At 57.9% G+C, this 15,071-nt stretch carries 13 protein-coding genes and 1 tRNA gene; 3 read left to right on the forward strand and 11 right to left on the reverse strand.

Annotation, left to right across the window (positions count from 1 at the left end; all coding sequences use genetic code 11):
* Window positions 1–105 precede the first annotated feature (105 nt).
* From AC1DIH_RS04740 to dapA, 7 genes are all read right to left on the reverse strand, one after another.
* Window positions 106–1,680 (reverse strand): filamentous hemagglutinin N-terminal domain-containing protein, encoded by a 1,575-nt coding sequence (locus tag AC1DIH_RS04740; RefSeq protein WP_477770788.1) that lies wholly within the window; start codon window positions 1,678–1,680, stop codon window positions 106–108.
* Between the two features lie 223 nt (window positions 1,681–1,903).
* Entirely contained in the window at window positions 1,904–3,670 is a 1,767-nt protein-coding gene (locus AC1DIH_RS04745) for a ShlB/FhaC/HecB family hemolysin secretion/activation protein (RefSeq protein ID WP_477770789.1), read from the reverse strand.
* Between the two features lie 634 nt (window positions 3,671–4,304).
* Window positions 4,305–4,394, reverse strand: a tRNA-Ser gene (locus AC1DIH_RS04750).
* 85 nt (window positions 4,395–4,479) lie between these two features.
* A complete protein-coding gene (gene purC / locus AC1DIH_RS04755; RefSeq protein ID WP_477770790.1) occupies window positions 4,480–5,190 on the reverse strand; it encodes a phosphoribosylaminoimidazolesuccinocarboxamide synthase in 711 nt (236 codons plus the stop codon).
* 28 nt (window positions 5,191–5,218) lie between these two features.
* On the reverse strand, window positions 5,219–5,977 hold the full coding sequence (locus AC1DIH_RS04760; protein WP_477770791.1) for an MBL fold metallo-hydrolase: 759 nt from the start codon (window positions 5,975–5,977) through the stop codon (window positions 5,219–5,221).
* Window positions 5,978–5,981: 4 nt separating this feature from the next.
* Window positions 5,982–7,097, reverse strand: a complete 1,116-nt coding sequence (bamC, locus tag AC1DIH_RS04765) for an outer membrane protein assembly factor BamC (protein ID WP_427530310.1) — start codon at window positions 7,095–7,097, stop codon at window positions 5,982–5,984.
* Window positions 7,098–7,114: 17 nt separating this feature from the next.
* Complete coding sequence (gene dapA / locus AC1DIH_RS04770; protein WP_427536706.1) at window positions 7,115–7,993, reverse strand: 4-hydroxy-tetrahydrodipicolinate synthase; 879 nt, start codon at window positions 7,991–7,993, stop codon at window positions 7,115–7,117.
* 329 nt (window positions 7,994–8,322) lie between these two features.
* On the opposite strand from dapA, the gene AC1DIH_RS04775 reads away from it, so the two are divergent.
* Window positions 8,323–8,883, forward strand: a complete 561-nt coding sequence (locus tag AC1DIH_RS04775; RefSeq protein ID WP_019692529.1) for a glycine cleavage system transcriptional repressor — start codon at window positions 8,323–8,325, stop codon at window positions 8,881–8,883.
* A gap of 10 nt (window positions 8,884–8,893) precedes the next feature.
* Entirely contained in the window at window positions 8,894–9,367 is a 474-nt protein-coding gene (locus tag AC1DIH_RS04780; protein WP_401117735.1) for a peroxiredoxin, read from the forward strand.
* Between the two features lie 125 nt (window positions 9,368–9,492).
* On the opposite strand, the gene AC1DIH_RS04785 is transcribed toward AC1DIH_RS04780, so the two are convergent.
* Window positions 9,493–10,563, reverse strand: a complete 1,071-nt coding sequence (locus AC1DIH_RS04785; protein WP_477770792.1) for an AI-2E family transporter — start codon at window positions 10,561–10,563, stop codon at window positions 9,493–9,495.
* Window positions 10,564–10,593: 30 nt separating this feature from the next.
* The gene (locus tag AC1DIH_RS04790; RefSeq protein WP_054596111.1) at window positions 10,594–10,833 is read right to left on the reverse strand and encodes a sulfurtransferase TusA family protein; all 240 of its coding nucleotides are present in this window, start codon (window positions 10,831–10,833) and stop codon (window positions 10,594–10,596) included.
* A 97-nt stretch (window positions 10,834–10,930) separates the two neighbouring features.
* On the opposite strand from AC1DIH_RS04790, the gene AC1DIH_RS04795 reads away from it, so the two are divergent.
* Window positions 10,931–12,364 (forward strand): M48 family metalloprotease, encoded by a 1,434-nt coding sequence (locus AC1DIH_RS04795; RefSeq protein WP_477770793.1) that lies wholly within the window; start codon window positions 10,931–10,933, stop codon window positions 12,362–12,364.
* 63 nt (window positions 12,365–12,427) lie between these two features.
* Here the strand turns inward: AC1DIH_RS04795 and AC1DIH_RS04800 are convergent, their stop codons facing one another.
* Window positions 12,428–13,855, reverse strand: coding sequence for a DegQ family serine endoprotease (locus AC1DIH_RS04800; RefSeq protein ID WP_477770794.1), 1,428 nt, complete (start codon window positions 13,853–13,855; stop codon window positions 12,428–12,430).
* A gap of 248 nt (window positions 13,856–14,103) precedes the next feature.
* Window positions 14,104–15,063, reverse strand: coding sequence for a MucB/RseB C-terminal domain-containing protein (locus AC1DIH_RS04805; protein ID WP_477770795.1), 960 nt, complete (start codon window positions 15,061–15,063; stop codon window positions 14,104–14,106).
* Between the last annotated feature and the right edge of the window lie 8 nt (window positions 15,064–15,071).

The following is a 15,071-nucleotide window of genomic DNA, read 5'->3' on the forward strand; positions in this document are numbered from 1 at the left end:
CATTACTGTCGCAAGCTTCAAAAAGCACCTTCAGGAGCAGAAATCGAGCCGGACGGATCGAAAGACATCAACCCGCCCGACCAAATCAAATCAAATCAAATCAAATCACCAGTAACTCAGTTGTGCGAACTGGTAGTTTGGCTGTTTCCAGGCAGGTGCTGACGGGTAGGCCACAGGCTGAAACCCGGACCAGATAGATATCGGGTAGGTCACAACCGGTGCTTGCCACTGAACGGGGGCGAACCCGAAAGAGGGATAGGTCATCGGCTGGTTTATGACTTGCGCCTGATTCTGCGCAATCGTGCTGCCATTCGGCTTGCTGTTCCCGATGTTCTGCTGCGGAGCTTGCGCCGTACCGGAAGAAGCGCTACCAGCTACTGCCCCTGGAGCGACGTTCGGCGTAGTGGTCACCGGCGCAACCGGTTTGGCTGGCGACTGCTGGAAACCATCGCCCATGACACCTTGATTCATCCGACTCCCGATGACGCTGGAGAACCGGCCTGCACTGGTGATCGAACCTGCCTGGTCATTGCGCAGACTACCGGCTGTGAGGCTCATGGAGTTATCGCTGTGTATAACCTTGTCATTGACTATCTGGCCGGCGGCGATGCTTATCGAGCCACCACTTCGAACAGTGCCATGGTTCTCCAGATTACCGGCGTAACTCATTGAGCCGCCACTGCGAACCTCACCACTATTGCTGAACTCACCAGCCACGGAGAGCGAACCGCTTGCCAACATTGACGCTTTTTCACTTTGAACAGAGCTACCGGCAATGGACACATTCTCACCCTTGACCATGCCCCTGTTGTGCATGCCCCCCGCCACGGAAAGCGCTTGATTCGCCTCCAGTTCCCCCGTGGAGGCAATCAATACCTTTCCGTCTGACGAGACAGACAAGCTACCGGTGAGGGCCTTGACCTTACCGTCCACATTCACACCCACCCCGGCGGATTTCCCGACCAGACGAATCGAGTCGGCGTGCATGCTGCCCAATTGAGCAACATCAATGGCGATTTCGGGCTGGCTATCGGCAGCCCCTGTTTGGGTGACATTCGTCGGGTTGGCAGCATCCACCTCGCCTTTCAAAGCCACGGCGTTGAGTTTTTGGGCCTGCAACTTGGCATTGACTTGCAAGGTACGTGCGACCAGATCGACTTCATTGGCGCCGGATGTATCGAGACCGGCGCCCTCAACACGAATCTGGCCGTTCTCTGTCCGGAAGCGGGACACGTTACCACTCTCGTCAAACACAGCCTTACCGGCGACAAGTGACACACGGTTTGCATTGATGAAACCCGCGCCATTGGCCGAGATGCCATTGGGGTTGGCGACAATCACCCGCGCACTTGGCCCCGCGACCTCAATCATCCCATTGAGACTGGAGGCTGCCCGGCCAGTGACTTCGTTCAGGATAACGCCCGCAGAGTTCCCGTTCAGAAGGCTGTTACCAGCGAGCGCCCCACCAAGCGTTGTCTGTGTCCCGGTACTGCTGTTGTTGAGAATCAGCCCGGCCTGCCCCACGTTGAAATCTGTGAACGAGTTGTGCGAAATGCCTGAGCCGTTCGGTGCAACGATGTTCACTACCGGGGTCCCATTGACTGCAGACAGCGTAGGCTGCAGCGACGCGCTCGGGTCGATGACAACCCCCGGCTGTGCATACGCGGTCTGCTGCAGCATCGGCAGCGCTACCATGAGTGCCAGCGCCAGTTCGGTACGCCTCGATGGCGCTCGGCTACGTTGAATAGAGTGTTGAACAGTTATTGTCATTATGACCTCAATGTCTGGATTCGAAGAAGCGACCGCGCGGTGAACACGGGCGCTGATTGACGTAATAGGTTGGCGTGTGTCGGTGCCCTCCATGGTTGGATTGATAGGAAAGTCGTCGCGCAATGGAGTCGACCTAGAAGCGGCTGGTGACCGAGAAGTCGAGCGATAGCGTGCGGCCGTGCAAGTAAACGGGCGTTTTGAGTGGCATCCCGAGCGCTAGGTCGTAGCCGAAGGTACTTGCATTGCCACGCAGACCGATCGCGCTGCCGATCAGTGTTCGTCCGCCAGGCTGCTGGCTGCCAATGGGTGATACCTGACCGGCATCGAAAGCCGTATAGACTTGGCTCCCCCAAAAGGCAGCCGTCGCGATTTCATTGCGCCAGGTCCAGCCACCAGGGCCGGCGACCGTGGTATTGCCGTCAAAGCCACGCACCGTGTAGCGGCCGCCGATTTGCAGGTATTCGGTGGGAGGCGCCGGAACAGGCGCGTACTGGAAAAAGACCGCGCTCTGATAACCCAGGTGTTTGCCGCCAGCGAGAAATGCCGTCTCGACCGATGCCCTGACGGTGAAGATCCGATATCGCCCGTTCCAGTCCTGCTCTTCATAGACAGCACCTGGCGATTCGCTCATCCCTGGCAGGCTGCCACGCAACACGAATTCGACATTAACCGTACTGCCTGTCAGTTGCTCGCGATGGGCGAAGCTGAATTCGTAGCTGGTGATATCCCGATGCAGTTGGAGCAGTTCGGTTGTGCTGACCCACGACCGATCCTCCCGACGCACCAGCCGGAAGTTGAATTTGCCCTTGCTGTGGCTGGAGCGATAGGCCACATAGCCGAGCCCCGCATCGAAACGACGGGTTCTTGCAGTGAACGGCACACTGTTGCCGTCCGCATCCTTGAGCAGTTCCTGTTTGCTTCCCCACTCGCTGGCACCCAGAGAAAACGACGCATACCCCATTGGAATATTCCAGGCCGCACTTTTTGAGTAGGTCCCGAGCGTGTGATTGCTGAACTCGACGTCCGAGTTGTAGGTGAGTAGAAGCTGATCGTAGAGGCCTGCCGGAGAGTCAATCGCCACAACCGCACCCAGCTGATTGCGGCCGGTGGCGTCAATACCGGAGTTGTCTGCGGTCAATAGGCCAAAGACACGGCGTGCGTCTTGCGGATGCCGTATGACAATGTCGCTCTCACCCATGGCCGAGCCCGGTATCAGGTCGAAAGCCGTGACGACCTGCCCCGGCAGGCGACGTACGTTTTCAAGTGCCTGATCAAGATCACGAACATTCAACAACGCGCCATTTGCAGCCGGGAACACAGGACGTGTCCAGCCAAGACTATCGGGCTGCTCGCGCACCTCGCCGATGCGACCGGGGAGAATCTCGACGATCAGGCGACCGCTGGACAGATCCTGCGGCGGAATGACTGCCTGGGTCGTCACATACCCGCGAGCCATGAATTGCTTCGCCACCCAACGCCTGAAGATGCCCAGCCCTTCCCCTCCCACACAATGCCCCTGGATCGACGGGGTACGAGGCAGCCATGGAAACTCCGCGGCGCCCCGCCACTCGACCGAGTGAACAACGAAGCAAGGTGTTTCACTCGGGAACTCCAGGGTTTCGCCCGGTTCTTGAGGTGAGCTGGAAAGAACGTCGGGGCGTTTCAAGGCTTGCGATTGCAGCCTTTCCAGTTGCTGATCCTGCAGGCGTCGTGTGCTGGAAAGTGTGCTGACTGACTCAGCCCCCTTCACCTCTAAAGCCATTCCGAAAACAAACACACCCATCAGACATAAGGTAGTCAGTTGGACTGTATTTTTTTGTCGGCATACGGAAGCATTCGGAGCGCCCGCGGGCGAGATGAGGGTTGAGATATTCTGGTGCAGGCAAGTCTTCAGTTTCATCCTCACACCATAAGCAGGCCGAACGCGCTGGGACATCAGGCGATTCTTAATTGCTATGGGCGGGTCATGATAAAAATGACGTTGGTTATGACCGGCCAACGACCGTATTTCGAGAACCTCAAATCGCCGTCAATAGCCCGAGATACCGACACCACCGAGCATTCCGTGCGCCGCCCCTCATAGATAAGCGCATGGCAAACTCGAGGGTTCTCATGGCAGTACTTTAAAAATTGAATTCCGTTGAGTGCACCAGGGCGGTGTTAATAATCAACAGATCAAAAGGCTGACCTTGAGTGCGGGTCACCGACTGCACCTCTTGAAATGAACTGAAGGGAGCAATTCGGCAATAGCCCAGTTGATTGAGCATTTTTTGATTTGTATTCGCTGAAAATGCTGCCCATCAACGATCAATATGCGTAGCGCTTTGTTTGACATGCGGTAAACCTGACAGGGTTAGCCCCGTGAGCGCTTATCAACTGTAGTGGTCTAATGAATCTATGGTCACCCATTTAGAGCGGATTAGAGCGGTATACAGGGTGTTTTTTATGCCCTAGAAATGCCCTAAGCAATATGACGGAAACGAAAAAGCCCCTGAAATCTTTAACAATTTCAGGGGCTTAGTCTTATTCAATAATGGCGGAGAGATAGGGATTCGAACCCTAGGTACCGGTGAAGGTACAACGGATTTCGAATCCGTCCCATTCGGCCACTCTGGCATCTCTCCAACGGCGCGCATCATAACAGCACATTCAGCGGAAGCGAACCCCCCTGAGTGAATTTTTTTCCGTGCTATCAGATGCTTGCGTCGATTACAGCGGTACGCCGAGGCGTTTGGCGACTTCTTCGTAGGCTTCGATGACGTCACCGAGGCCCTGACGGAAGCGGTCCTTGTCCATTTTCTTGCCGGTGGCCTTGTCCCACAGGCGGCAGCCGTCCGGGCTGAACTCGTCGCCGAGGACGATTTCACCGTGGAACACGCCGAATTCAAGCTTGAAGTCGACCAGCAGCAGGCCGGCATCGTCGAACAGTTTGCTCAGGACTTCGTTGACCTTGAGCGACAGTTCTTTCATGCGAACCAGTTGCTCGGCCTTGCTCCAACCGAATGCCACGACGTGGGATTCGTTGATGAACGGGTCGCCCTTGGCGTCGTCCTTCAGGAACAGTTCGAAGGTGTAAGGGTTGAGCTTCATGCCCTCTTCGACGCCCAGACGCTTGACCAGGCTGCCGGCGGCGTAGTTACGCACGACGCATTCGACCGGGATCATGTCGAGCTTCTTCACCAGGCACTCGTTGTCGCCCAGCAGTTTGTCGAATTGGGTCGGCACACCGGCTTCTTCGAGTTTCTGCATGATGAAGGCGTTGAACTTGTTGTTCACCATGCCTTTGCGGTCGAGCTGCTCGATGCGCTTGCCGTCGAACGCCGAGGTGTCGTTGCGAAACAGCAGGATCAAGCGGTCAGCGTCATCGGTCTTGTAAACCGATTTGGCTTTGCCGCGGTAGAGTTCTTCACGTTTTTCCATGATGGGCTCCGCTTGCTAAGTAGATGGGCTAGGCGATATGTCGCCAGTCGAGCCCTGAATCTTGATCGGCCAATTGCAGCCAGTCCGGGTCGCACCCGAGGGTGTCGACAAAACATTGCCGGGCCAGCTGCGGCAGGTTGTTCTTGCTGCTCAGATGGGCCAGTACCAGGTGTTGCAGGTCCTGCCAGCCCAACTCGGCCACCAGGCTTGCGGCCTGATGGTTGTTCAAATGTCCCAGTTCACCGCCTACCCGCTGCTTGAGAAAGTACGGGTAGTGACCGCGGGCCAGCAGGTCGCGGCAGTGATTGGATTCGATCATCAATGCATCGAGATCCCGATAACCGTCCAGCACCGTGGCGCAGTACGAACCAAGGTCGGTCAGCAGGCCGAAACGCCGCGAACCGTCACTGAAGACGTACTGCGTCGGTTCCAGTGCATCGTGGGCCACGGCAATGACGCCGATACTCAGCCCGCCGATCTGCAACTGCTCACCACCGGCGACAAAGCCTGCCGGTTCAACCGGCTTGCGCATCCCGCGCAGGGTACCGCGACTCAGGTAGACAGGAAGATTGTAGCGCCGAGACAGCAAACCCACGCCATGCACGTGGTCGGCATGTTCGTGGGTCACCAGTATCGCGCTCAGCTGCGTCGGGCTTACACCCAGGCGCAGCAGGCGTTTTTCGGTTTCACGCAAGGAGAAACCACAATCGACCAGAACGTACGTGTCATCACTGGCTATCAGCGTGCCATTCCCTTGGCTGCCACTGCCGAGAACGGCGAAACGCATCTGATCAGCCCAGGTTGTCCTGAATCACGCCCAACACTTTGCGCGCCACTTCAGCCGGCGCAACGGTGTTGATGTTCTTCTCGACGGTCACTTGTACGTTCTCGCCAACCTTGCTCAGGCGAACCTGATAACGCTCGGCGCGGGCTTCAACTTCTTCCTTGCTCGGCGCACTGCCGAACAGGTTGCTGAAGAAACCTGGCTTCTCGTTTTTCTTCTCGGCTTTTTCGGAAAGGTTGATGTAGTACAGGCCCAGGCTGCGGTTGATGTCTTCAACACGCCATTCACCCTTTTCCAGCGCGCGCCCTACGCTCGACCAGGCACGGTCAAGGTCGGTACCGACGTTGAGCACCGGGTTACCGCTGCCGTCTTCAGTCAGGCTGACACGGTTTGGCGTATCGAAATCACGCGAGGCAAGCATCGAGACCGAACCGCCCTTCTCCGACGTGCGGCTCATGCTGGCGAGCATGTCGTCGATCAGCGCAGCGTCCAGGCCGGTGTTGACCGAACGATTGGTGAACGCGACATCGGCGGTGCTACCGGCAGGACGTTCGGCGCTGACCACGTAGACTTCACTGGTGTTGCGTTGCACGCCAGGCTCGATGCGCACCCGCACGCGAGTCTGGCTGTCAGAACCAACGCCGGTACTGCTCAGGCGCTTGGCCATCGCCGCGGAAAGCTCGTCAGGACGCTGCCAGGCCGTGGTGAACTCGCCGGTTTGCGGGCGCTGTTGATCCAGACGGAAACCGTTGTCCTGGAAGAACTGCACAGCCACTGGCCAGACTTCAGCCGGTGGATGCTGGGCCATGACCCAACGCGTATCGCCGCTTTTTTGCAGGCTGTAATCGCTGGCATCGGCAATCGCCGACAACGGCTGCGGACGAGGAACGACGTATTCGCCCTTGAACGTGTCATCGGCGACGTTGCGCGGAATCGGCAGCAACGGGTCCAGACGCTTGGAGGTATGGACATCCGGCGGCAGTTGCATCGGTGCAGTCTGTTGCGCTTCCAGGTAATCACTACCACGGTCACGGAAATAACCTTCCGGGCCCCAGATCCATCCACAGCCACTGGTGCTGGAGATAATCAAGGCAAGTGCGGAAAGTCCGGCCATTCGCTTCATGCGTTGTACTTCCTCAATTAAACCAATACGCCGGACTGGCGCATGGCCTGTCGCAGCGGTTCGTGACAGGCTTCGCTGAGCCAGGTGAGCGGCAGACGGATACCGTCCGGCATCAAGCCCATTTCATGCAGCGCCCATTTCACGGGAATAGGGTTGGATTCGATAAACAGGGTTTTATTGAGCGGCATCAGCTTTTCGTGGATTGCCCGGGCTTTCACGGCGTCGCCATTCAGGGCGGCGATGCACAGATCGCTCATGTCACGCGGCGCAACGTTGGCGGTCACCGAGATATTGCCCTTGCCGCCCAGCAGGATCAGCTCGACTGCGGTGGCGTCGTCACCGGAAAGCACCAGGAAGTCCTTGCTGACACCATCCAGGATGGCCTTGGCGCGCGAAAGATCGCCCGTGGCTTCCTTGATGCCGATGATGTTCTTCACGGTCGACAGGCGGATGACCGTCTCGGCCTGCATGTCGCACGCGGTACGACCCGGCACGTTGTAGAGGATCTGCGGGATGTCGACAGCTTCGGCGATGGTCTTGAAGTGCAGGTACAGGCCTTCTTGCGTCGGCTTGTTGTAGTACGGCGTTACCAGCAGGCACGCATCGGCGCCGGCGGTCTTCGCATTGGTGGTCAGTTCGATCGCTTCGCGTGTCGAATTGGCGCCCGTACCGGCGATCACCGGGATACGACCGTTGACCTGCTTGACCACGCGACGAATCACTTCGATGTGTTCGTTCACGTCAAGGGTCGCAGACTCACCTGTGGTGCCGACCGCCACAATGGCGTGGGTGCCGTTTTGCAGGTGAAAGTCCACCAGTTTGCTCAGGCTGTCCCAGTCAAGACGACCCTGTGCATCCATGGGTGTGACCAGTGCCACCATACTGCCCGCAATCATGCAACCGCTCCTGCCGGAAAAAGAGAACGGTAATGGTACTGGCGCCAAGATGCTTGTACAAGCGAAGTACTGCGCTCGCGCCATTCCCCTGAGCGCCGGTTTTCGCTACCCTTCAGACTTTGATCAGTACCGACAGGCTCGTACGCCGGGTTCCAGCCTCCACTTTCGGCCTCACAAGCCCTGATCCTGCGTTGCCGCCTACCCGATCTCGCCTCACTGGAGCTCGTCGCAACCATCTGGCTCGGGCTTTTTGATTTCGCATCCGGACGCCCACCCCGACGAATCGGCCCTTGATAAGTACCGACCGCTCATCGCTTTAGGAATGCTGCATGTCCACCCCCACAGTTCGCGAACAATTCCTTGTCATCAGTGCCCTCGGCGCCAACCCCATGGAGCTGACTAACGTCCTGTGCCGCGCCAGCCATGAAAACCGCTGTGCCGTGGTCACCTCTCGCCTGACCCGTCATGGCGAGTGCAGTGCGTTGGTCCTCGAGATTTCCGGTAGCTGGGACGCGCTGGCGCGCCTTGAAGGCAGCCTGTCGAGCCTCGCCAAAAAGCACGCTTTCACGGTCAACGTGGTGCGCAGCGCGGCGCTGGAAAACCGCCCGCAGGCCCTGCCGTATGTTGCCTATGTCAGCTCGGCTTACCGCTCGGACATCATCAACGAGCTGTGCCAGTTCTTCATGGACCACAACGTCGAGCTGGAAAACCTGACCTGCGACACGTATCAGGCGCCGCAAACCGGCGGCACCATGCTCAACGCCACGTTTACCGTAACGCTACCGGCGGGCGTGCAGATCAGCTGGCTGCGCGATCAGTTCCTGGATTTCGCCGACGCGCTGAACCTGGACGCGCTGATCGAACCGTGGCGCCCACAGAACCCAATGTAAGGAAGCTCCCATGGCCGTTGCTATCGACCAACCTGTCGCCGATTTCGAAGCGCCTGCCACCAGCGGGCAGACCGTCAGCCTCGCGGCCCTCAAGGGCAAGCAAGTGGTGATCTACTTCTATCCCAAGGACAGCACGCCGGGTTGCACCACCGAAGGTCAGGGCTTTCGCGACCAGTATGCGCAGTTCACCGCGGCCAACACCGAAGTGTTCGGCGTGTCGCGTGACAGCCTGAAATCCCACGAGAACTTCAAGTGCAAACAGGAGTTCCCGTTCGAGCTGATCAGCGACAAGGACGAAGCCATCTGTCAGCTGTTCGACGTGATCAAGCTGAAAAAGCTCTATGGCAAGGAATACATGGGGGTTGATCGCAGCACCTTTCTGATCGACAAGAATGGTGTACTGCGTCAGGAGTGGCGTGGTGTGAAAGTGCCAGGGCATGTTGATGCGGTATTGGCTGCGGCCCAAACGCTGAACAAGGCCTGATTATTTCGGCGTCTGTCCGGACCTCATCGCGAGCAGGCTCGCTCCCACAGAGTTTGTGCAAATCCTGTGGGAGCGAGCCTGCTCGCGATTAGGCCGGTCCGCCAATGCACATCTAAAATCGATCGCTAGAGCAGCGGCGCAACAATCGGCTCCTTGCGCGGCCAGGCATCCAGCACGGCCTTGAACAGGGTGGCCAGCGGAATCGCGAAGAACACGCCCCAGAACCCCCACAGCCCGCCGAACAACAGCACTGCGCAAATGATCGCCACCGGGTGCAGATTGACCGCGCCCGAAAACAGCAGTGGCACCAGCACATTACCGTCCAGCACCTGAATGATCCCGTAGACCGCCATCAAGTAGATGAACTGATCGCTCCAGCCCCACTGGAACAACGCTATCAGCAGCACCGGCACGGTCACCACCACCGCCCCGACATACGGCACCACCACTGAAACGCCGACCAACAGCGCCAGCAGCGCGGCATAGTTGAGCCCCAGGGTAACGAAGCCGATGTAGGTCGCCCCGCCGCAAATGACCATTTCCATGACCTTGCCGCGGATGTAATTGGCGATCTGCCGGTTCATTTCTTCGGCAACACGGGTGATCAGCGCACGCTCACGCGGCAGATACCCGCGGACCCACTGGCTGATCATCGCCCGGTCCTTGAGGAAGAAAAACACCAGAATCGGCACCAGCACCAGATAGATCATGATGTTCACCAGCAGCGGCAAGCTGGACAGCGAGAACGTCAACGCCCACTGACCGAACTTGCCAATCTCGCCGCGTGCCACTTCGATGGCTTGCAGCACCTGTTGATCGGACACCAGATGCGGATAGCGCTTGGGCAGCAACAGCAGCAATGACTGCCATTTGGCGAGCATGCCTGGCAGTTCGTTGAACAAGGTAATCAGTTGATGCCAAAGCAACGGCAGCACCACGACCAGAAATAGCAGCAACATGCCCATGAACAAGGCGAACACCAGCCCCACCGCGACAGCACCAGGCAAATGCCAGCGTTCGAGTGTGCTGACCAGGCCTTGCATCAGGTACGCCAGCACCATCCCCGCCAATACCGGCGCGAGCATTCCCCCCAGAGTCAGGACCGCAGTGAAGGCCAGAAAGAGCAGCACGGCCAGCACCACGGCCTCCTCATCGGAGAAGTAGCGCTGAATCCAGTCGCGTAACACTTTGAACATCGATATTCCTTAACAATGAACGCCGATCACTCAGGCTTTTTTCAGCCAGTAGCGATAAACGCCAGCCTCGTCTTCTTCATGAAGCAGCGTATGACCGGCCAAACGGGCAAAGGTGCGAAAGTCGCGTTGCGAGCCGGCATCGGTGGCGATCACCTTGAGTACCGCGCCGCTGGGCAGACGGTTGAGTTCCAGCTTGGCCTTGAGCAACGGTAATGGACAGTTCAACCCGCTGGCGTCCAGTTCGGCGTCATGCTCTACAGCGTCGGTCATTGCGTCACTCCGGATAGGTGCTTGAGTGATCTAGAATATCTGGTCGCAGCGCATGTGTCCGGCTACAGTAAGGTCTTTGTCGACTAAGGCTTCGTGCATGACTTTTCTGCGCCCTACCCTGCTGACGCTCGCTTGCCTGCTAGCCTCACCGGGCTTTGCCGACGACCTGCCGTCACTTGGCGATGCCAGTTCTGCCATCGTATCGCCACAGCAGGAATACCAGTTGGGCCGCGCATGGCTGGCGATGTTGCGCAGCCAGGTGTCACAACTCAACGACCCACTGCTCAAGGATTACGTCGAAACCAGCGTTTATAAACTGGTGGAAACCAGCCAGGTCAATGACCGGCGCCTGGAGTTCATTCTGATCAACAGCCCGCAACTCAACGCCTTCGCCGCACCCGGCGGGATTGTCGGGGTCAACGGCGGCCTGTTTCTGAATGCCCAGACCGAAAGCGAATACGCTTCGGTACTCGCCCACGAATTGGCTCACGTGTCGCAACGCCACTTTGCACGCGGCGTCGAAGCGTCGCAACGGATGCAAATCCCGATGATGGCCGCCCTGCTCGGCGGGATCATCGTGGCCGCGGCTGGCGCTGGAGACGCTGGTATCGCCGCCATCGCCAGTACCCAGGCAGCGGCCATTCAAGAGCAACTACGCTTCTCCCGGGAGAAGGAGCAGGAGGCCGACCGTATCGGTATGCTCAACCTCGAGAAAGCCGGTTACGACCCGCGCTCGATGCCGACCATGTTCGAACGTCTGATGCGCCAGTACCGTTTCAATGCCAAACCGCCAGAATTTCTGCTGACTCACCCGGTCACCGAATCGCGGATCGCCGACACCCGCAACCGCGCCGAGCAGTTCAAACCGGGCGGCAAGGAAGACAGCCTGACGTATCAACTGATTCGCGCACGCGTCCAGCTATTCTACGAAGACAGTCCAGGTCTTGCCGCTAAACGCTTTCGCGCCCAACTCGATGAAAACCCGAAAAGCGATGTGGCTCGTTATGGCCTGGCCATCGCCCAGATCAAGGGCAGCCTGTTCAACGACGCCCGCGAGAACCTCAAGCAGTTACTGGCCAAGTCGCCTGACGAAATCATCTACAACCTGGCGCAAGTCGATCTGGACATCGCCAACAATCGCCTGCCGGACGCACAGACGCGGGTCGACCGGATGCTCGTGCAGTACCCGCGCAACTATCCGCTGAATCAGGTGCGGGTCGACTTGCTGCTCAAGCAGAACCGCCCCGCTGACGCCGAGAAAGCCCTCGAGGCCCTGCTCAAAAACCGCCCGAACGATCCGGACGTCTGGTACATGGTGGCCGAGACTCGCGGCCTGTCCGGCAACATCATTGGCCTGCATCAGGCTCGCGCCGAGTACTTCGCACTGATCGGCGACTACCGCCAGGCGATCCAGCAACTGGACTTCGCCAAACGTCGCGCAGGCACCAACTTCCCACTGTCGTCACGCATCGATGCGCGTCAACGGGAGCTGATGGAGCAAGAGCGCCTGGTCAAGGACATGATGGGCTGAGGTTTCTTTGCCCCATAAAAAAACGCCTCATTCGAGGCGTTTTTTATTCAGTGACTAACCGGCTTACTCGACCAATTTGAAGGTAATGAAGCTGGCACGCCCCTGACGCAAGACCCGCATCGATACCGAGCGGTTCTTTGGTAGCGCCTGGGCGATTTCCGTGAACTCCTTGGCAGAACCAATCGCCTGATTGTTCAAATGAGTAATCACGTCGCCTGGTTGCAGGCCGATCAGGGCGGCAGGACCTTCCTGAACGTCCTTGATCACCACGCCACCCTTGAGGTCGAAGGCTTTTTTCTGCTCATCGCTCAAATCGGCCACGGATACACCCAGTCGATTGCTGCTGCGCTCGACACCGGGCTTGGCAAGGGCATCAAGCTCTTTGCCTTCCTCTGGAATCGCGCCAACCGTCAGCTCGACATTTTTACGCTTGCCGTCACGAATCACTTCAAGCTTGGCTTTCTCACCCGCCTTGAGCGCACCCACCAGATGCGGCAGATCCGCTGACATGATGATCGGCTGACCGTTCATGCTCAGGATCACGTCACCGACCTGCAAACCACCCTTGGCAGCCGGACCGCCATCCTGGATCTGAGCCACCAGCGCACCGGCCGGCTTCTCCAGGCCAAACGACTCGGCGAGATCCTTGCTCACTTCCTGAATGACCACACCCAACCAGCCTCGGCTGACTTTGCCACCGCTTTTCAGCTGATTGGAAACATCCATGGCGACATCGATCGGGATCGCGAACGACACGCCCATGAAACCACCGGAGCGGGTGTAGATCTGCGAGTTGATCCCTACCACTTCGCCCGCCAGGTTGAACAACGGGCCACCCGAGTTACCCGGGTTGATCGGCACGTCGGTCTGGATGAACGGCACATAGTTTTCGTTCGGCAGGCTGCGACCAATGGCGCTGACGATGCCCTGGGTCACCGTGTGGTCAAAACCAAACGGCGAACCGATGGCAACAACCCACTGCCCGGCTTTCAGATCCTGGGATTTACCCAATTTGAGCACCGGCAGGCCTTTGCCCTCGACCTTCAGCAACGCCACATCGGAACGTGGGTCAGTGCCGACCAACTTGGCTTTCAGTTCACTGCGATCGGCAAGACGCACGATGATTTCATCAGCATCGGCGATCACATGGTTGTTGGTCAGAATGTAGCCATCAGGCGAGATGATGAACCCCGAACCCAGGGATTGCGCTTCACGCTGACGACCACGAGGCGCACGCTGCTGTGGCGGCATGCCACGCTCGAGAAACTCGCGCAGCGCCGGCGGCAAGCCTTCCAGATCCGGAATATCCTGATTGGAGACCTTACGGTCCGGCAATTTCTGCGTGGTACTGATGTTCACTACCGCAGGCGAGGCTTGCTCGACCAACTGCGTGAAGTCAGGCAACTCGGCCGCCTGGGCACTGACAGCCTGACCGAGTACTAATACAGCGGCAAAAATGGAGAGGTAGGATTTCAAACGTGGTATCGACATACGGCTCCCGTTACGACGAGCATGGTTAAGCGATATGGAGCAAGGAATACCGGGAAACATACACCGGTACTTTTGTTCCGGGAACAACAAACAAGGCCAGAGCCGTGGGGCTCTGACCTATAGAAAACTTTTGGGGATTTTGCAAATAGAAATGCTCACCAAACATTTCAACGTCTCAATTGTGGAGTGGACAATTGCTGACCTCTTTCACAACCAACCGCCTGTCCGATGAGCATCACCGGATCAGCTCACTGCTTGGCCGCAGTGGTATTGGCACGCATGGAGAGTGCGATGCGCTCAGCGGTGCCGATCGGAATTTCGCCGACTACAGTGACCATCATCTCGCCTTCAGGCGTGGTCAGACGTCGCGAAACCGCAACGGTCGGGCCTAACTGAGTACGTGTATCGGTAACCACCGCGCCATTGAGCGGCTCCAGGAACACCGAGAAACGCGCCAGGCCATCGTCATACATCAAGCTGCTGATCTGGACCTTGGTCTGCGGATCCTGGCGTGCACTACTGCTGCTGAGCTCGAAGCCAGGAGGCAACCAGTCGGAATGCCATACCTGAGCGGTTTTCACCGCCAATGCCTTGTCGCTGTCGAGCGTCACAGCTTTGCACTCGGAAGTGGCTTGCAGATCACGCTCAGTCGGCATGTCAGCCGTATCCAGTCGAGTAAACTGGAAACGCTCCAGCAACTGCCCCTTGTCATTCAACAGCAATGACTTCAACGGCAAGCCGGTTTCGCGGTCCAGGTGCAATTCAAAACCATAACGATGCTGATCACGCGGCATCAGTGAAACAATGACCGCCGGGCGTCCAGCCACGCGCGACTTGCCGATGACGGCAAGGTCATACCAATTCTTGAGCTTTTGTGGATCAAGCGCACGAGCAGAAGAGTCGGGAGTATCCCCCAGCCCTGCCACCAGGCTGCCGCTGACGCATTGAGTATGCCCATCAATGCGTACGACTTCCTGAGCAGAACCGTCAAGCTGAAGTAAACGCTCGCGGACTTTGCCATCCTGGACACGATGCCAGATGTTGTGGGTAGAAAAACTACCGTTACGCTCGTAGACGAAAGTGCCTTGGAAACTTTGCTGTTGTTCGGCTTGGCTCAGGCGGGTCAACCAGTCCTGAGCCTCATCGGCATAGGCTGGAACAACAAACCAGCCAGTCACCAGCAGCGTAAGTAGAGGGATGGCGCGCATGATCCTCC

It is taken from the genome of Pseudomonas sp. 05N36 (assembly GCF_056397385.1).